Genomic DNA, 18,521 nt, shown 5'->3' on the forward strand with positions numbered 1-18,521 from the left:
AATGAAATTATGTTGAATATTCAAGATTTAAATGTAGAAGTTGATAAAAAAATAATCCTTAAAGATTTTAATTTAAAAGTTTTCTACGGGGAGATACATGTTATCATGGGTCCAAATGGATCTGGGAAGAGTACTCTCGCATTTACTATAGCGGGTAAAAAAAACTATTTCATATCGAAAGGAAAGATATTTTTTAAAAATAGAAACTTGACGTACACTTCTCCGGAAGAAAGAGCAAAAGAAGGGATTTTTTTAGCATTTCAAAATCCTATAGAAATACCTGGAGTCAGGAACGACCTATTTCTCAAAACATCTCTCAACGAAATTAGAAAAAATAGGAATCAACACCCTTTAGACACTATAGAGTTTCAAAAAATTTTAAAAGAAAAAGCTGATCTTTTAGGTATCTCTGAACATATGTTAAATCGTTACGTTAATGTAGGATTTTCTGGAGGTGAGAAAAAGAGGAATGATATTTTACAAATGTTGGTTCTAGATCCAGAACTTTGTATATTAGATGAAACTGATTCTGGGCTTGATATAGATTCTTTAAAGTTGGTATCTGAATCTATTAGATCGATGATGAATAAAGAAAAATCTCTTATTTTGATTACACATCATCAAAGTTTGATCAACTACATTAAACCAGATTTTGTTCACGTTCTTCATCATGGAACTATTGTAAAATCTGGAACATATTCTCTATCTAAAAAAATAGAAGAAAATGGATACGGTTGGATTTATGAAAAAAGAAAAGGAATTTAAAATAAAAGAAATTCTATATTTAGAAAAAATAAAAGAAAAAATCCTTAGTTCACTTTATGAAAAAAATAACGTGATCAGTTTTCGTTTCTTAATGGAAAAGGATTTATCTTTTCTTTTTAAAGGAGATATGAATTTAGATTTTTTAAAAAAAATCTTAGAGAAGAAATATTTTATTGAGAAACCAAGCGAAAAAAATATCATAAAATCGCTTCAGACGGTTGAATCGTTTTTTAAAAATTCTTTAAGACATCATTGGACGTTATTTATCTTAAACGGATCGATAGTACCGAATTTAAGCAATTATCGAGATAGTCCTTATCAGATAAAATCTGTTCCATATACGGATGATCTCTCTAGTCATATCTCAGGAGTAGTAGATGTTGAAGACGCGTTTTCTTATTTAATGCAGCTAATTTCGAAAAAAATAATATATATTAAATCTCATAAGAACAGCTTTCCTAAAAAAACTTTGTACATATTTAATATAGCTTCTGGATCTAAAAAGAATAACATTTTGAACTTAAATTATTGTAGGTATTTTTTAAAAGTTTCCCAAGGAAGTAAGATTAAAATAGTTGAAATTTTCATTTCAATAGATCATTTTTCATATTTTACAACGCGACTGTTTACATGCAAGATCGAAAAAAATAGTAGTCTTCTATATAACAAGATAAATTTAGAAAATGATCATAATTTACATTACTCGTATTACGGATCTTTCTTAAAAAGAAACAGTTTATTACAATATAACGATGTCTCCTTAGGTTCAAAAGATTCTCAAAATAAAGTAAAGATTTATTTAAATGGATGTAAGAGCAAAGTTGTGCTGAACAACACATCTCTTCAAAAAAATTCAGAGACAAACAGTAACCACACTTCGGTAAATCATGTTCGACCTTTTGGAGAGAGTGAACAAACCTATAATATGATCTCTCTAGACGAGAGTACTGTTGATTTAAAAAATATTATTCATATATCTCCAGAATCTCCCTTTTCTTCTGGAAAGATTGTGAACAAAAATCTCATATTTGGAAAACATTCAAAAATATCTTCTTTGCCACAGTTAGATATTTATAATAAAGAATCTTATTGTTCACATGAAGTGACGATTGGAAACATTGATGAAGAGCTGATTTTCTATTTTCGTTCTCGTGGAATATCTAAGAACAAATCAAAAGAAATTATCATAATTTCTTTTTTTAAAGAAATATTAGATAATATGCATACAGAATTTATAAAGAACAAAATATTAGAATTAATTAGTAAAGAGATATTGAAAAATTTTTCATGAAAATTTCTACCTTAGATCGCAGCTGTATTCGAAAACAGTTTCCTATATTAAAAAGACGGATAAATGGATTCCCGTTGATATATTTAGATAACGCATCCAGTTCTCATAAACCAATGCAAGTTAGAGAAAGAGAAGAACGTTTTTTAAATTATTACTATTCTGCAGTACATAGAGGAACACACGTCCTTTCTGAAAAATCCACTGAGCAAGTCGAACTAGTTAGACATCAAATATCAAAATTCATCAATGCTACCGATAGATCAGAGATTATATTCACTAAAAATACGACGGAAGGGATCAATTTAATTGCTAATGTCTATGCACAACAGTTCATCTCTTATGGAGATAACATGATAATTAGTCAGATGGAACATCATTCCAACATTATTCCTTGGTACATATTATCTTCTAAAATAGGATTTAAGATTAGGATTTTACCGATTAAAGAAGATGGAACGATTAATTTGGAAATTTTAAGAACGATGATCGATTCTAAGACAAAATTTCTGTCCATTACCCATATGTCAAACGTTTTAGGGACTGTTAATCCTATCCGTGAAATCATAGAATGTGCTAGAAAAGTTTCTGAGATAAAAGGTTCCAACTTACGTGTTTTAGTAGACGGAGCTCAATATATTTCCCATTATCCAGTCGATGTTCGCGATATAGACTGTGATTTCTACGTTTTTTCTGGTCATAAAGTGTATGGTCCTACCGGAATCGGAATTCTGTACGGAAAAAAAGAGGTATTAAATCAATTAAATCCATGGCAAGGAGGTGGTGGAATGGTGAAGACAATGAACGTACATCGTGCTGAGAAAGGATACGAAATAAAAAACGTTTTATATGAAGAATCCCCTTGGAAATTTGAATCTGGAACGATCAATATCGTTGGAATAATAGGATTGGGAGAAGCTTTAAATTATATTTCAGAGATAGGATATAAAGAAATCTTTCATCATGAAAATGAATTAACTCAATATGCATACCATAAGCTCAAAGAAATAGGATCCATATGCTTGTATGGACCTTTGAAAAAGAAGAAATCTATCATCTCCTTTAATATCGGAAAGTTTCATTCTTATGATATTGGAAAATTTTTAGATCTATACTCCATATCTATAAGAACTGGTCATCATTGTGCTATTCCGTTAATGAACTTTTATGGAGTATCTTCGATGTGTAGGATATCTATTGCCATCTATAATCAAGAAGAAGAAATAGATCTACTAGTAAAAAGATTAAAACATATTCAAAAAGTACTTAACAAGTAATTTAAAAGAAATGATTTCATCAAAATCTCTACCAAAAGAAGAAAAATTATTAGAAAACTTTCTTCGATGTTGTGATTTAGAACAAAAATATATCTATTTGATGGAACTAGGAATGAAGCTAGCACCACTTTCTAAAATACAAAGAACTCGAGAAAACGAAGTTCTTGGTTGTCAAAGTAAAGTATGGATGGTTGTTGAAAAAATCGATCACAATACAGTTCACATCAATGGATACAGCGATACAGCGATAGTAAGAGGTTTAATTGCAATCCTTGTCGTGTTATTTAACAAAAAGACTTTTCATGAAATTTTAAACACGAATGTAAGTTCTTTTTTTAAAAAGTTATCAATTGAGAGATATATATCTCCCTCTAGAAGCAGTGGATTATATTCCATCGTTCAAAACATTTTTTCGAGATTGATGCGTCTGTCAAGAGAAAATGAGTTAATCTGTGAAGATAAAATTTAACGATATGTTACGAAAAGTTCGTAAAGAAGTACCTCTTCTATTCTGTAAAACGATTTTAGTGTTTACTATCTTTTGTTGTATTCTTCTCGATCATTTTACATTTGCAAGAAGTTACAAATTTAATCAATATGAAAGATTGATAGGGAAAATAGAGAAGTACATCGTTCCTGATGGAAAACAATCTTTAGAAGATATAATGAGTCGTTTTCAAGTAGGATTGTTGGGAACATTACAATTGAATCCAGAATTGGACGTGTATCTCCCATCACCTGGAAGTGAAGTGATACTTCCATCTCAGATGATACTTCCAAAATTGAAGAAAGACGATAAAATTTTGATCAATCTCGCAGAGTTAAGACTGTATCATCTCTTAAAGAAAGAAAAGATCGTTTCAGTGTATCCTGTCGGTATCGGACAAATAGAAGCTAGTACACCTACATTCGAAGCAAAGGTTATTCAAATGATAAAGAATCCATCTTGGGTTCCAACAAACAATATACGTAAAAGATATGCAAAAGAAGGAATAAACCTACCGAAGGTCGTACCTTCTGGTACGGACAACCCTATGGGAATGTACGCAATAAGATTATCTTATGGTCATGGAGAGTACCTCATCCATGGAACTAATGAAAATTTTGGAATTGGTTCAAGGGTAACTTCTGGATGTATCAGATTGAGAAAAGAAGATATAAAAGACCTATTTAGTAAAGTCAAAGTTGGGGATAATGTAAGAATTATTAATGAACCAATTAAGTATTCTAAAGAATCAGATGGAGAATGTTATATTGAAGCACACCGACCTCTTTCCGAACGTGCTGAGTCAACTATGAGCTACGAAAAAAACTTAGAATTGAAGGATTTTCTGGAAGAAAACAAAATAGATAAAATATTCTTCTTAAAAGCAATTTCTGATCAACTTGGAATACCAATCAAATTAAAAAAGAATACTTAATACGATAAAAAGTAAGGAATTCACAATCTATCATTTAAGCGAACTTTACGAATTATAGAAGATTCTACAAAGATTGTTATTTCTTGTATCCATGAACCTGATTATCTAATCTTTGGTTTGCTCGAATAGCTTCTTCTTTAGTATTTTGAAGATCAGATTGCAAGGATTGAGTTTCTTCAGAGATATTCTCAACTTTATCCTTTAAAGAATGTAATTCAGAATTTATTTTTTTATTCTGGTTCGTCGTACATCCAGAAAGTGTGAGAAATGTCATAGCAATAATATACGGAATAAATTTATTTTTCATTTTATACTCCAACTTTTACAAATTAAAGTTTATTTGATCTTGGTTCCTATAAGAACATTTCTATAGAATATTACAAAAGTCGACAAAATAAAGTACATCACCAAATTCAGATTGTATCATCTTTCGCTTACGATTGAAATGGATTTTATCAACTTATAAAAATATTTATTAAATTATTACAAAATGTGAATAGAAGAAGTATTGATCGTTCCACTAGGAACAAGTGCTCCACAAACCATTATAATAATATCTCCTTTTTTTCCGACCTTTTCTTCTATAGCAATCTTTTTTCCTATGATGTAAAAATCATCAGTTGAAATGAATCGTTCGACTAATTTTGGGAAAACACCCTTGACCAGTAGAAGTTGATTGACAGTCTCTTTTTGAGTTGTCAAAGCTAGAATCGGAGCTTTTGGAAAATATTTTCGAATAGATTTCGCTGATTTTCCACCAAAAGTTGCTACAATAATTAATTTAGAATCTAAATTCTCAGAAATTTCTACGGCGCTATGACAAACTGCTTCGGTGAGGGTAATTTTTCTTCTATAAACTTTATTGTAATTAATATGATTCATGACAATATCAGCTCTTTTACAGATAGTCGACATGATTTTAACTGATTCAATCGGATATTTTCCATTCGCACTTTCTCCAGATAACATAACAGCATCTGTACCATCTAAGATCGCATTCGCAACATCTCCAGCTTCTGCTCTTGTTGGTCTCGGATTTTTTATCATAGAATCTAACATTTGAGTTGCTGTAATTACAATTTTAGAAGATTCAACACACTTAGCAATCATCATTTTTTGAGCAAATATTACTTCTTCTGCTGGGATTTCTACTCCAAGATCTCCTCTAGCTACCATAATTCCATCTGAAATTTCTAGTATATCATCAAAATTATTTAATCCTTCTTGATTCTCTATTTTAGCAATGATAGAAATTTTTTTACCTCCATGATTTTTTAACACATTACGTATCTCTTCAACGTCAGATCTTCTTCTGACAAACGAAACTGCGATAAAATCTACTCCTTTTTGACAACCGAAAATTAGATCTTTTCTGTCCTGTTCGGATAACGCTGGTAGATTAACCGTGACTCCCGGTAAGTTAATACTTTTATTTTCTCCTAATATTCCATTATTCAACACTTTACAAATAATTTTTTCATCTTCAATGTATAGAACTCGCATTTCTATTAATCCATCATCAATTAAAATGGAATCTCCTTTTTTTAAGTCATTATGTAAGTTTTTATAGGTGACAGCTACATGATTATGATCTCCTAAAATGGAAGAATTCGTAGTTAATACGAAATGTTGTCCGGCTACTAAAACAACATTTTTATTTTTCTTTAATTTCATCGTTCTTATTTCAGGTCCTTTTGTATCTAGCAAAATAGCTATTTGTCTTTTCTTCTTATTGCATATTTCTCGAATATTTTCGATTCTTCGACCATGTTCTTGATGACTTCCATGGGAAAAATTTAGTCGAATGGCGTCCATTCCATGATCGATTAACTGAGATAGCATGAATTCAGATTCCGTTTTAGGACCAATCGTACAAATTATCTTTGTTTTTTTCATAAACTTTCTATACTTCATATCAATAAGTGATTTTTAACTACAATATGAAAAAATCGTTTCAATAAATTTCATTTCTTTTGAACGGGGATAGAGAATTTAAATTAAAATTTGTTTGAAATATAAGATTGTATCTATAATATGAATTTTTATAAACATTTTTAATAATTTTGACTATTTTAGTAAATTAATGAGCATCGTATATATTTTCTCGATTAAGAACTTATTAAAAATTTTTGTTTTATTTTGTTACTATATTTTTATCAACTAATTTAATAAAATAAAAAGGTTAAAAAAAGAACGAAAATTAAAACTTTTTATTTCATACCTATCAATTGATTTCTTGAACATTCTCTTTTAGACTTTTTAAAATTTTATCTTATTACAAATAAATCAATGGAAACAATAAAAAAAATTAAAGAACAAATTAAAGAAAATAAATTTTTATTATATATGAAAGGTTCTCCTGATAGACCAAGTTGTACATTTTCAATGAGAGCTGTGCAGATCATACGTTTATGTAAAGTACGATTCGCATATATTGATGTATTAAAACATGACGATATTCGTAGATTTCTTCCAGAATATTCTAACTGGCCAACCTTTCCACAGTTGTGGATTAACCGTAAATTTGTTGGAGGATTTGATATTATGAAGGAATTGTATTTTGAAGGGAAGTTACAAAATATGTTCAAGTAGATAGTATAATTTAAAAAAAAAATTAAGTGAGATTTGTTTAATATTTCTAAAAAAATTATAGAACTTTTGCAAAACTATATTTTAGTATTTTATACTCACTTTCGAAGTGTTCTACAGCAAGATTTCTTAAGAAATATACATTATCTCCATTTAATCTCGTTCAAATATGATACTAATCATAGATTATAGATCATTATCCCATTTATAATGATTTTCAATCTTATTTAAGATAATTAACATGAATATTTTTATGTAGAAGGTTATTTTTTTTGTAGAATTTATATAAAAATAATTTTATATCTTGAATTTTTATTTTTTACTGTAGAAGATCATTCTATAATTAGAATATAAATGGTGATAGAGCATATAATCGATCTTCAGAAATTCTATTAATGATATCAATATCTGATTAAAATGATAAAAATGCAGAGTTCTAAAAAAGATTTTATCAAAGTTCTTAAAAGTTTTAAATTAATTGACCAGTTAATTCATGAAGAACTATTGATACAAACTATTTTTCGAGAAAATATTACGATTTACTGTGGTTTTGATCCTACATCTGATAGTCTTCATGTTGGACATCTTGTTCCATTACTATTGTTAAGGATATTTCGAAACATGGGACATAGAATAATTGTTCTAGTAGGAGGAGCGACGTGTCTTATCGGAGATCCAAGTTTTAAAGATTTTTATAGGACGGTAAACACAGCTTCTCAAATAGAGGATTGGACGAATGAACTTCAAAAACAGATAGAAAAATTTTTAAACTTTCATTACGAAAAGAATGATTTAATTATCGTTAATAATTTAACATGGTTAAAGGATATGAAAGTAATGGACTTCTTTGATAAGATCGGGAAACATTTTAATGTCAACAGCATGATACAGAGAGAACTAGTAAAAAATAAGATAAAGAATCACGTTCGTCGGATTTCTTTTTCAGAGTTTTCTTACGGATTGTTGCAAGCTTACGACTTTTATAAACTTCATTTAGATTATCACGTATCTCTCCAAATTGGAGGATCAGATCAATGGAAAAATATCATCTTTGGAATTGAACTAATAAGAAAGTTATGTAATAAAAAAACATTTGGATTAACTTTTCCATTAATAACAAATTCAAATGGAAAAAAGTTTGGTAAATCTAAAAAGAATAACATCTGGTTAGATCCGAAAAAAACAAGTCCATATCATTTTTATCAGTTTTGGATCAACATAGACGATGAGAATGCTCGGATATTTTTCTATTTTTTACTAATCAGTATGTATGATGTTCAGTCTGTTGATCATATGTCTAAAAAGTATGCAGAAATAATTAATGAAAAAAATAAATCCAGTCGTTCTAAGATCATCCAATATTTTTTAGCAGATAAAATCACAGAGATGATTCATGGAGGGGACAATGCAAAAACAGCAAAGGAAGTATCTAAAAAGATATTCTTCTACAAGGATATTTTGCGATTTAAAGAACAAGATTTTCAAAAAATTTTAAAGATAGGAGTTCAATCAGTGAGATTGGACTCGCGTAGAGAACATGACATTCGAGAAATCTTAGTGATGTCTAGAATCTCAAAATCTAAGAAGCAAGCTAAAGATATGATCTCGACAAATTCGATCTCAATCAATTGTAATCCTCATCGGAATAGAGATTACTCAATTTCAAAAGAAGACGCAATCTTTCAAAGATACTCCCTTATCAAAAAGGGAAAGAAGGAAGTTCTTTTGGTCGTGTGGAAATAAGGTTCATAAGATTTTTATAGGAGCTGGAAAACGATAACAAAATTATTAAATTTTTTATATCCTGCAAGTGAAACGGAAACCACCATCGACATTTATAACCTCTCCTGTAATACCAGAAGACATGTTCGAACATAAGAACACTGCACACTTTCCTATATCTTCTATCGATATCTTATCAGTTAAGATATTTTTCTTAAAATGTTCGTACATTCTTCGAAAATTTTTTATTCTAGAAGAAGCAATCGTCATAATTGGACCAGAAGAAATAGCGTTTACTCTGATTTTTCTTCTCGATAATGAACTTGCAATGTACCTTACGTTGGATTCCAAAGAAGCCTTCGAAGGACCCATCACATTGTAATTAGGAACGGATAAAATGGACCCAATGTAAGTGATAGTCAGTATGGTCGAATGTTCATTTAACATATCCCTACAAAACTTCACCATTGCTACCAAACTGTAGGAGCTGATCTCATGTGATATCTGAAAATCTTTCCTCGTTACTACATCTACATAATCTCCACGAAGCTGATTACTATCCACATATGCGATAGAATGTACAAAACCATCGAATGTTTTCCAAAAATTTTTCAGTTTATCGAAAAGAAGTTTTATGTCTTCATCTGAAGAAACATCACATGGTAAAATGATATCAGATTTGAATCTTCTAGCTATCTTCTCTACTCTTGATCTAACTCTCTCATTCTGATAACTGAAAGCTAGCTCTGCTCCACTTCTATACATCATCTTCGCTATTCCATAAGCGATGGAAAGCTTTCCAGATATTCCAGTGATTAACATTCTTCTTCCCTTCATAAGACTATTTTTTTCTATTTCTAAAATTGACATATACGATATCGTCTCGAGTTTTAAAAGGTGAGAGTGTCTGTATTAAACAATCAATAAAAATTCTTGTTCAATTAGTAAACCTGCCTTCTTAAGATCATGAATAAACATGAACGACCTTATTCATAAGAACGAGATAATTGTTCGAAAAACTCTTTTATCGAAACCTAACTTTATGTTTCTTAGTTCAAAAGATCGTTCATCCTATCTATCGACTAATGTACTTGATTAAATCTAAAACTTTTTCAGAATATCCGGTCTCATTATCGTACCAAGAGATCAGTTTAGCAAAATTTCCATTTATCAACGAACTCGCCTTCGCATCGAAGATAGAAACTAGGGTATTTCCGTTGAAATCACTTGAAACGACCTCTTCATCCGTATATCCTACTATTCCTCTCAAGTAGCTTCTGGAAGCTTCTTTGACGAGTTCGCAAATTCTATCAAAAGAAGTTGAAACTTTTAAAGAAACTGTGAAATCCACTACAGAAACGTTGGCAATTGGTACTCTAAATGCCATTCCGGTTAATTTACCTTGTAAATCAGGTATTATTTTTCCGGTAGCTTGAGCAGCTCCAGTCGTAGAAGGTATGATGTTTTGAATGGAACCTCTTCCATCTCTCCAGTTCTTCACGGAAGGACCGTCGACTGTCTTTTGGGTAGCAGTCGCTGCATGTACCGTTGTCATGATGCCACTTTGTATTCCGAAATTCTCGTGTACAATTTTCGCTATCGGAGAAAGACAGTTGGTAGTACAGGAAGCGTTAGAAACTATATCTTGATTCTGGTAGGTATGATGGTTTACACCCATCACAAACATTGGTGTATCGTCTTTAGATGGACCAGTGAGAACGACTTTCTTTGCACCGCAGGAGATGTGTGGACGAGATAATTCATCAGTTAAAAAAAGACCAGTCGCTTCTGCTACACAATCCACTCCGATTTCTCCCCATGATATATCTTTAGGGTTCTTTTCGGAAGTGCAGCGAATCTTATTACCGTTCAATAATATCGAATTTCCTTGAACTTCAATGTTCTCCAAAAAATTACCGTGTGTTGAATCGTACTTTAAAAGATATGCTATGTACTTCGTATCTAACAAATCGTTTATTCCAACTATCTTTATATCTTTCCTTTTTTGAGCAAGTCGAAAAATTACTCTTCCAATTCGACCAAATCCATTGATTCCTACTCTGATTGTCATCGATTTTACCTTCTCCGTTCATCATTTACATTAAAATATTTAATCTGTCTGTTTTTGCACATCACTCAAGTAGATCAAGCGATGTCGAACTAGATAATATAGTCGAACTTCATAAAAATCAAATCATTTATCGATTTCTATGTAAAAATTTCTGAAAAACTTTGAATTAAGGTTCCTAATCGATTCTTATCAGTATTCAACATCTCAACTTTCGTATCAGATAACCAATTTAGGATGTGTAAGATCATGTTGTTTATCGGGACATATCCTACTCGGATCTTCCAGTACATCAACGATATCAAAATATTTTTCTTTCTTTACCATATAACTGAAGAATATATGAACGTTCAAACAGGAATAGATCATTTCGATCGTTTATCTTATCGTCCAAGAACTGTGACAATTTTATCGTATCATCAATATCATCTAGTTATCCAACTGATCCTTCCATAAGTCATATGAAACGAATCTGAATTCTTCTATCATATTGATTTAAAATATTGATTTCTATGAAAGATAAGGTTGTATTTCGAATGCTACCGCATTTTTTTCGTACGTCTAAATTTCTGAGAGAAACGGATCTATCACAGAAATTTCGATGTTGTGGTAGATCAATAACTTAGCTTTTATCATGATCTAACTTTCGGATACATCATCCGAATATTTTAACTGAACTGACAGTAATTTTCTGATGAAAGATGAGATAGTTGAAATCGATGAACGTCCAATATCTCTCTGATATCCGCTTCTTTCACAGGTGCGATCACATATTTTTCATCCTCTCGGAGAGATCGAACATATTTTCAATTTTTCGAAACCTGATCCATCTGCAAGACGATTGATTATCAATTCCAACGATCGATGTTAAGAACAAACTTATCTTTCGATGTTTCGATGACATCTCTTATAAATTATGTATTCACGTTTGAATGTTCATCCTAGTTTTAAAGAATACTATGATTTGTACAAATTCACTACGATATCTACAGATCCCTCTATATTTCAACAGTTTATCTTCGAAACATTCTGTTTCCATCGATATACGTTGATGCAACGATCTATGATCGATCAAGTAAATCAGATTATTTTTTAAGATTCACGATGTGTCATCCATGTTAAGTGATTCTACGGTTCAAACTATCCTTCCATAAAAATCATTTTAACAATCACATCTGATTCTTCCAAGAACTCCTTAAAATACCTACAATAATTAGAACAAACTTTAAAGGTTGGTCTTTCATACCTGATGGATACATTTTTGTTTCTGATACTACCTGGATAATAAGATAGGGTAATTCTCCTGATCCTTAGTTTACGTTCAATGATACATCGTGTAGAAGATCGATCTACCGTAATTCAACCGTACGATCTTGAAACACCCGTTGATCTCTTGATGTCACGAATTTTCGTATGGATTCGATAATTTAAAACAGCGATTTATTCTGGGTGAGTTGATCGTAGTCGAAATGATGACGATCGAATCGATACATGAGCTTTATCGTAAGAACGGATATGATTGACAATCATATCGTTTAAATTAAAAACTAACGTTCCATAATCCTCTTCGTGAGATCTTTTGTTTTCTCGATATAACATCAAGACGACGATTAGAACGAGGATGATCAAAATATTTAGGAGAAAGGCGGTTAACTTCCCTATCAATTTGAACAGGTGAAGAACAGGTTTGAAAATGAGAAAGATGAGTTTCAAAAATTCCCACATCGAAGTACTTAAATGACGAAGAAGTTATTCTGTCGTTCAGTATAGCGTTTTGAAGAAAAGACCTTGGATGATCCAGATATCATAGCTAGAACATACGATGTATGTTTGAGCCATCATATCTTGAAATCAGCCCATACCGGAGCATGATCAGATGATCTGATCATATTTCGAATAGAATAATCTATCCCGGAACTCTGACATATATTAAATAATTCTTTTGAAGAAAGTATCAGATCGATCCTTAAACCGATATTTCTAAGGAACCCATTCGAACGATAATCGAACCAAGAAAATCTTTTTTCAGTTTCGCCACTTTTTTTTCTGAAAGTATCAGAAAGTCCAGAAGACTTCAACTCTTGCATCCAAATTCGTTCTTCCGGAAGAAAAGCACATTTTCCAATTTTTATCCATTTATTCCGATGATATTCGCTAATTCCAATGTCTTGTTCATCCGGACTGATGTTCATATCTCCCATAACAACTATGTTCTCATTTCTGCCGATCGTCGCACGAACATATTTGGTTAAATCTTGATAAAATCTCCTTTTTTTTTCAAACTTATCCTTGTTCTTTTTATAACCACCTTGTGGAGAATAGATGTTCACTATATGAATCGTCTTCTCCTTCAAAAGGATGTTCGCCGATATGATACGACATTCTTCGAAAAAATCCTTTTCGAAAAACTTTATGTCGACATCAACCAACTTTTTTTTACTGAACAGAGCAACTCCGCAGCGAGATTTCTGTCCGTTAAGATATATGTGGTAGTTGAAATTGACAAATTTTTCTATCGGAAAAAGTCCATTCTCCACCCTAGTTTCCTGCAATCCAATGATATCTGGATCATATTTTTCGATGACTGCATAAAGTTGATGTATATGCGCTCGAATACCGTTGATGTTAAAAGAGACGAATTTCATTCGACGATCTTCCGTTAACTGTATTAAAAATTTTTAAATATCTTTTCGTTTAATATTTTTCAAAATGATCGTATTGATCATAAAATAACAAGCTCTATGTATCATTCTTTCTAAGGATTGGAAAGAATATCACATCCCGAATAGAACAGCGATCTGTCAGCAACATGACCAATCTATCGATTCCTATACCTAACCCAGCTGTAGGAGGTAATCCATATTCCAAAGCGGAGATATAATCTTCATCGTAAGAATAATCTTGATCAACCACACCTGATCGATTTTCTCTACGCTGTTGGATAAATCGACTTAACTGATCGATCGGATCGTTCAGTTCAGAGAATCCGTTGGCGACCTCATATCCTCCTATGAAAAGTTCGAACCTTTCTGCGATCGAAGGATCATCTTCTTTTCTTTTTGATAAAGGAGATACTTCGATAGGATACTCCGTAACAAAAGTTGGTTGTACCAGTTTTTTTTCTACTACCTTCTCAAAAATTTTATACTGTATTTTACCTAACTGATCCGTATCATCGATTTTGACTTCATACGATTTGGCAATCATGATAATTTTATCCTTATCGTTCAAATCCTTTTCAGAGAATTCATCGGAGATATTTCTCAAGATGGACTCTTTCATAGTAATCTTTTCGAAATCTTTATCGAAGTCTAAAAAATTTTCTCCATGTTTTACCTTGCTTGTTTTGAGCATTGATCGAGCAATCTTCTTCAATAGAAGTTCGACAAACTTCATAAGATCTAAATAGTTTTTATAAACTTCGTACATCTCCATCATTGTAAATTCTGGATTGTGCACTCTTGATATCCCTTCGTTTCTAAAGTTCTTACCGATTTCAAAAATCTTTTCGAATCCTCCGATGATCAATCTCTTTAGATATAGCTCCGGAGATATCCTTAAATATAGTTCAGTATTTAATGTATTATGATGAGTGATGAAAGGTTTTGCTAAAGCTCCGCCAGGTATCGGTTGCATGATCGGAGTTTCCACCTCTATGAACCCTCTTCGGTTCATAAATTGGCGTATCCAGTTAATAATTTTGGATCGAACAATAAAAATTTCTTTAGAGTCCTCATTAGAAATAAGATCTAAACATCGATTTCTATGTTGGATCTCTCTATTTTTTAGTCTGTAGAATTTGCTCGATATCGTACGATACGATTTGGACAACAAGTAGATTCTCTGACAATCTATGGTCAATTCACCTACTTTGGTCTTAAACAATCTTCCATACACCCCTACTATGTCCCCTAAATTCCATTTTTTAAAATGATGTTCATAGAACTTTTCTTTGACGGTGTTCACTGAAACATACACTTGGATCGTTCCTGAAAAGTCTCGCAACGTGAAGAAAGATGCTCTTCCAAGAATTCTTCTGGAGATCATCCTTCCTGCTACAGAAACATGATTCTCCAAACTTATTAATTTTTTTCTTTCTATTTGATAGAATTTATTATATAAATCTTTAGATAAGTGGTCTCTCTTAAACCCTTTGTGTCGACACAATGAGTGATATCTTCTTATATTATTTCCTACAATTTTTGTTTTCATTCTTTCGTGAAGACCGATTATTTATCTTTTTTTTTTACAAAGGTATATTTTCTTTATTTAAATTTGCTATGATGAATTTATCAATCTTTCCGTTCAAAATAGACTGTACATTTCTATCTTCTGTTCCAGTTCTTAAATCTTTTACTCTTGAATGATCTAGGACGTAAGAACGTATTTGATGACCCCAAGTTATATCAAACTTGCTATTCTCGATAATTTTTTGGTTCTCTTGTTTTTCTTTTTCCTTAATTTCACATAATTTATTTCGTAGTTGTCTTAAAGCATGTTCTTTATTTCTATGCTGCGATCTATCATTTTGACACTGTGTAACTATCCCGGTTGGAATATGTGTGATCCTAATTGCTGATTCTGTTTTATTAGTATGTTGTCCTCCAGCTCCAGAAGATCGATAAGATTCGATTCTCAAGTCATGAGATTTGATTTCGATTTCCTGGTTCTTATCATCTGATATCTCAGGATACACGAATACGGAAGAAAAAGAAGTATGTCTTCTTCCTGAAGAATCAAACGGACTCTTTCGAACTAACCTGTGGATTCCTGTTTCTGTTCTCAACCATCCGTAAGCATATTTTCCTTGTATCATAAGAGTAGATGATTTGATTCCTGTTAACTCTCCATATGAGATATCTAATATGTGCGATCGAAATTTTTTTAATCCAGCCCATTTTAAATACATCCTCATCAACATATTTGTCCAGTCTTGAGAATCTATTCCTCCAGATCCAGACTGTAGATCTATATAGCAATTACAAAAATCATTTTTTTTTGAAAATAGTCGAATCAACCTTATATCTTCAATTTTTGATTGAACTTCTGATATCTTTTGAAAAGCTTCATTTAAAAAATCCTCATCTTTGTTTTCTATTAGAAAATCAATTAAAATTCTGATATTTTCTAAACCTTCTTCTACCCTTTTTATCTTCTCGATCTCAATCTTCTTATTAATCGATCGTCGCATTACTTCGAATTTCTCCGATCTGTTCTCATCACGATTCTTCGAACAATCTTCATACTTCAAGATATTTAGATCGCACCATCCTCCTTCATTTTTGAAGGTTCTTTTAAGATCTTGAAATGCTTTGACAGATCTTTTAAAACGTTCTATTATATTCTTAATTTCCATTCTAGATAGCAATTCGATTCGTTGAATAATTTGATCCATTACCGTTGTTTAATCTTCAATTGGCCATAAATATTGAATTAGTAATTGCACTTTATCTCCGTAACAATACCTATAGTTAACATCTATCTTATATGCTGCTCTTACTAATCCGTTACAATCGAAAGGACATTTAGACTCGTAGTTAAAAACTATTCCATTGAACTCCCTCTGTTCTTCAAGTAATTTTAACTTCACTTTAAGGTGCTTTTTTTTGAGGATTTTTTTTCTCAATATCAAGAATTTTCCATCGAAAATAGGCTCTGGGAAACCAGGACCCCATGGACCTGCGTACCTGATCAGTTCAGCTGTCTCAATCGAAAAATCTTTTCCTTTTAACTCTCCATCACTTAAGATGACGTTCTTCAACGTAGCATGATTCAGTATTTTTTCGGTCAGGCGAACAAATTTATTCTGAAAAATTTGAAATTTATCTTCTTCTATCGTCAAACCAGCCGCCATTCTATGACCTCCAAATTTTAATATTAATCCCGGATATAGCTGATCCATTTGTTCTATAATATTTTTTATATGTAACCCATCTATCGATCTTCCCGAACCCTTTAGGATACCATGTTGTGATCTGGCGAAGATTATTGTAGGCCTGTTGAAGTATTCTTTTATTCTCGAAGCAAGGATACCTATGATTCCTTGATGCCATGTCGGATAATACATGACTAAAACTTTTGGCAAAATCGTTTTGTTCAGGTTAAGTTCATCAAATATCTCATAAGCTTCTCTTTGCATGTTCTCTTCTATTTTCTTTCTAGATTCATTGAGATTATTTAATTTAACCGCAATCGTTTTAGCTGAACTCTCATCATCTGTTATCAATAAAGCTACGCTGATTGACATATCATCTAACCTTCCAGCAGCATTTAACTTTGGACTAACTGTGAAACTAAGATCATTCGAAACAACCGTCTTAATATCAATCCTGGAAATTGTGATGAGCATCTTTATTCCGATACAACACATTCCAAATCTAATTCTCCTTAATCCGTGATGGACAAGTATACGATTGTTTTTATCCAATGGGACAAGATCAGATATGGTTCCTAATGCAACTAAATCTAAAAAATTTGCTAAATTTGGAACTTCTATAGATCTTTTTTTAAACCATCCTATTTGATTTAGTTTAGATCTTAATGCGAGCATAAGATAGAAACTCACTCCAACTCCAGCCAACGATTTGGATGGAAAATTTGAATTTGGTAAGTTTGGATTCACTATCGCGTCTGCTTCAGGAAGAATTTCTTCTGGAAGATGATGATCGGTGATGATTACCTTAACTCCGTTCTTTCTAGCATACACCACTCCCTCATGGGCAGAAATTCCATTATCTACGGTGATGATCAGTTGAACTTTTTTTTTATAACCTTTTGTACGGTCGTTTTGGTTAGCCCGTATCCATCTTTAAATCGGTTTGGTATGAAATAATCGACACTATTGTATCCTAATTTCTTCAATATCCGTATCAACAGGGCAGTGCTAGTCGCCCCGTCAACGTCAAAATCTCCTACTACGACAATTCTCCATTTATCATACAAAGCTCGTATCAGAAGATTGACCGCCTTTTTTATATCAGTCAATAATCTGTAGTCTAAAAGAGATCTTATGCTTAATTCTAAATCCTCTTCAGAAGATATTCCTCTTGAGGAATATATCCGTTGCAATATGGAAGGTAGGTTATTTAACTTACAATCTCCTTTTTTCTCTCTTCGGATCAATTTCATGTCTTTTATCGTATGTTTCTATCTTTTCTGTTAAAAATGTTTACGGTTGAAATGTTCGAACAAACGATCCTAATGATAATAGTTTTACCGATATAATACAACTACCATTAGGCGAAAGAACATACAATTTTAAACCTAACTTTATAAATTACGTTTTTAAAAATGTTTGAGAAATCTATTATTAAACGATCCATCTAGTATACGGTACTTTTAGGAACCTCCTTTAATATTTTTTTGATCTTTTTAATCGCCTAGAAGGTTTT

Annotated in this window: 15 protein-coding genes and 1 pseudogene; 8 read left to right on the plus strand and 8 right to left on the minus strand. The window is 31.7% G+C overall.

Annotated features, from left to right (window positions below):
- Positions 1-9 precede the first annotated feature (9 nt).
- The 5 genes from sufC to AOQ87_RS02090 are packed head-to-tail and all read left to right on the plus strand — an operon-like array spanning position 10 to position 4,751.
- The gene (sufC, locus tag AOQ87_RS02070) at positions 10-765 is read left to right on the plus strand and encodes a Fe-S cluster assembly ATPase SufC (protein WP_039719850.1); all 756 of its coding nucleotides are present in this window, start codon (positions 10-12) and stop codon (positions 763-765) included.
- Positions 743-2,056, plus strand: coding sequence for a SufD family Fe-S cluster assembly protein (locus AOQ87_RS02075; RefSeq protein WP_185751039.1), 1,314 nt, complete (start codon positions 743-745; stop codon positions 2,054-2,056). Before sufC ends, AOQ87_RS02075 begins: the two co-directional genes overlap by 23 nt.
- A complete protein-coding gene (locus AOQ87_RS02080; RefSeq protein ID WP_039719751.1) occupies positions 2,053-3,330 on the plus strand; it encodes a SufS family cysteine desulfurase in 1,278 nt (425 codons plus the stop codon). Before AOQ87_RS02075 ends, AOQ87_RS02080 begins: the two co-directional genes overlap by 4 nt.
- 10 nt (positions 3,331-3,340) lie before the next feature.
- Positions 3,341-3,799, plus strand: coding sequence for a SufE family protein (locus AOQ87_RS02085; RefSeq protein WP_039719752.1), 459 nt, complete (start codon positions 3,341-3,343; stop codon positions 3,797-3,799).
- Complete coding sequence (locus AOQ87_RS02090) at positions 3,783-4,751, plus strand: L,D-transpeptidase family protein (RefSeq protein ID WP_236858647.1); 969 nt, start codon at positions 3,783-3,785, stop codon at positions 4,749-4,751. Before AOQ87_RS02085 ends, AOQ87_RS02090 begins: the two co-directional genes overlap by 17 nt.
- 76 nt (positions 4,752-4,827) lie before the next feature.
- Here the strand turns inward: AOQ87_RS02090 and AOQ87_RS02095 are convergent, their stop codons facing one another.
- Both AOQ87_RS02095 and pykF read right to left on the minus strand, forming a co-directional pair.
- Entirely contained in the window at positions 4,828-5,058 is a 231-nt protein-coding gene (locus AOQ87_RS02095; RefSeq protein ID WP_042524703.1) for an LPP leucine zipper domain-containing protein, read from the minus strand.
- A gap of 176 nt (positions 5,059-5,234) precedes the next feature.
- Complete coding sequence (gene pykF, locus AOQ87_RS02100) at positions 5,235-6,665, minus strand: pyruvate kinase PykF (protein WP_080626628.1); 1,431 nt, start codon at positions 6,663-6,665, stop codon at positions 5,235-5,237.
- A 375-nt stretch (positions 6,666-7,040) separates the two neighbouring features.
- Here pykF and grxD point away from each other — a divergent pair, with 375 nt between their 5' ends.
- Positions 7,041-7,343: a Grx4 family monothiol glutaredoxin gene (grxD, locus tag AOQ87_RS02105; RefSeq protein WP_039719753.1), complete on the plus strand. Its 303-nt coding sequence runs from the start codon at positions 7,041-7,043 to the stop codon at positions 7,341-7,343.
- Positions 7,344-7,757: 414 nt separating this feature from the next.
- Positions 7,758-9,083 (plus strand): tyrosine--tRNA ligase, encoded by a 1,326-nt coding sequence (tyrS, locus tag AOQ87_RS02110; protein ID WP_080626629.1) that lies wholly within the window; start codon positions 7,758-7,760, stop codon positions 9,081-9,083.
- Positions 9,084-9,137: 54 nt separating this feature from the next.
- Here tyrS and AOQ87_RS02115 read toward each other — a convergent pair whose 3' ends face one another.
- Both AOQ87_RS02115 and gap read right to left on the minus strand, forming a co-directional pair.
- Positions 9,138-9,932, minus strand: coding sequence for an enoyl-ACP reductase FabI (locus tag AOQ87_RS02115; RefSeq protein ID WP_185751040.1), 795 nt, complete (start codon positions 9,930-9,932; stop codon positions 9,138-9,140).
- 205 nt (positions 9,933-10,137) lie between these two features.
- The gene (gene gap / locus AOQ87_RS02120; RefSeq protein WP_080626630.1) at positions 10,138-11,133 is read right to left on the minus strand and encodes a type I glyceraldehyde-3-phosphate dehydrogenase; all 996 of its coding nucleotides are present in this window, start codon (positions 11,131-11,133) and stop codon (positions 10,138-10,140) included.
- A 246-nt stretch (positions 11,134-11,379) separates the two neighbouring features.
- Here gap and AOQ87_RS02125 point away from each other — a divergent pair, with 246 nt between their 5' ends.
- Complete coding sequence (locus tag AOQ87_RS02125; RefSeq protein WP_185751041.1) at positions 11,380-11,586, plus strand: hypothetical protein; 207 nt, start codon at positions 11,380-11,382, stop codon at positions 11,584-11,586.
- A gap of 1,382 nt (positions 11,587-12,968) precedes the next feature.
- Here the strand turns inward: AOQ87_RS02125 and xthA are convergent.
- The 4 genes and pseudogenes from xthA to recJ form a co-directional block, all read right to left on the minus strand.
- Positions 12,969-13,775: an exodeoxyribonuclease III gene (xthA, locus tag AOQ87_RS02135; protein WP_080626633.1), complete on the minus strand. Its 807-nt coding sequence runs from the start codon at positions 13,773-13,775 to the stop codon at positions 12,969-12,971.
- Between the two features lie 94 nt (positions 13,776-13,869).
- The gene (gene lysS / locus AOQ87_RS02140) at positions 13,870-15,342 is read right to left on the minus strand and encodes a lysine--tRNA ligase (protein ID WP_080626634.1); all 1,473 of its coding nucleotides are present in this window, start codon (positions 15,340-15,342) and stop codon (positions 13,870-13,872) included.
- Between the two features lie 34 nt (positions 15,343-15,376).
- The gene (gene prfB, locus AOQ87_RS02145; RefSeq protein ID WP_080626705.1) at positions 15,377-16,486 is read right to left on the minus strand and encodes a peptide chain release factor 2; all 1,110 of its coding nucleotides are present in this window, start codon (positions 16,484-16,486) and stop codon (positions 15,377-15,379) included.
- Between the two features lie 48 nt (positions 16,487-16,534).
- Positions 16,535-18,258 (minus strand): annotated as a pseudogene (gene recJ, locus AOQ87_RS02150) (single-stranded-DNA-specific exonuclease RecJ).
- Positions 18,259-18,521: the final 263 nt, after the last annotated feature.

Origin of the sequence: Candidatus Riesia pediculischaeffi, from assembly GCF_002073895.1 — a bacterium.
In the GTDB taxonomy this organism is placed as follows: Bacteria; Pseudomonadota; Gammaproteobacteria; order Enterobacterales; family Enterobacteriaceae; genus Riesia; species Riesia pediculischaeffi.

What these genes read in the sequence shown, in the direction of transcription:
- AOQ87_RS02125 (WP_185751041.1), top strand. Translation starts at nt 11,380, where the DNA reads ATGTTGTTTATCGGGACATATCCTACTCGGATCTTCCAGTACATCAAC.
- sufC (WP_039719850.1), top strand. Translation starts at nt 10, where the DNA reads ATGTTGAATATTCAAGATTTAAATGTAGAAGTTGATAAAAAAATAATC.
- AOQ87_RS02085 (WP_039719752.1), top strand. Translation starts at nt 3,341, where the DNA reads ATGATTTCATCAAAATCTCTACCAAAAGAAGAAAAATTATTAGAAAAC.
- pykF (WP_080626628.1), bottom strand. Translation starts at nt 6,665, where the DNA reads ATGAAGTATAGAAAGTTTATGAAAAAAACAAAGATAATTTGTACGATT.
- lysS (WP_080626634.1), bottom strand. Translation starts at nt 15,342, where the DNA reads ATGAAAACAAAAATTGTAGGAAATAATATAAGAAGATATCACTCATTG.
- xthA (WP_080626633.1), bottom strand. Translation starts at nt 13,775, where the DNA reads ATGAAATTCGTCTCTTTTAACATCAACGGTATTCGAGCGCATATACAT.
- AOQ87_RS02075 (WP_185751039.1), top strand. Translation starts at nt 743, where the DNA reads ATGAAAAAAGAAAAGGAATTTAAAATAAAAGAAATTCTATATTTAGAA.
- gap (WP_080626630.1), bottom strand. Translation starts at nt 11,133, where the DNA reads ATGACAATCAGAGTAGGAATCAATGGATTTGGTCGAATTGGAAGAGTA.
- AOQ87_RS02095 (WP_042524703.1), bottom strand. Translation starts at nt 5,058, where the DNA reads ATGAAAAATAAATTTATTCCGTATATTATTGCTATGACATTTCTCACA.
- grxD (WP_039719753.1), top strand. Translation starts at nt 7,041, where the DNA reads ATGGAAACAATAAAAAAAATTAAAGAACAAATTAAAGAAAATAAATTT.
- tyrS (WP_080626629.1), top strand. Translation starts at nt 7,758, where the DNA reads ATGATAAAAATGCAGAGTTCTAAAAAAGATTTTATCAAAGTTCTTAAA.
- AOQ87_RS02115 (WP_185751040.1), bottom strand. Translation starts at nt 9,932, where the DNA reads ATGTCAATTTTAGAAATAGAAAAAAATAGTCTTATGAAGGGAAGAAGA.
- AOQ87_RS02080 (WP_039719751.1), top strand. Translation starts at nt 2,053, where the DNA reads ATGAAAATTTCTACCTTAGATCGCAGCTGTATTCGAAAACAGTTTCCT.
- prfB (WP_080626705.1), bottom strand. Translation starts at nt 16,486, where the DNA reads ATGGAAATTAAGAATATAATAGAACGTTTTAAAAGATCTGTCAAAGCA.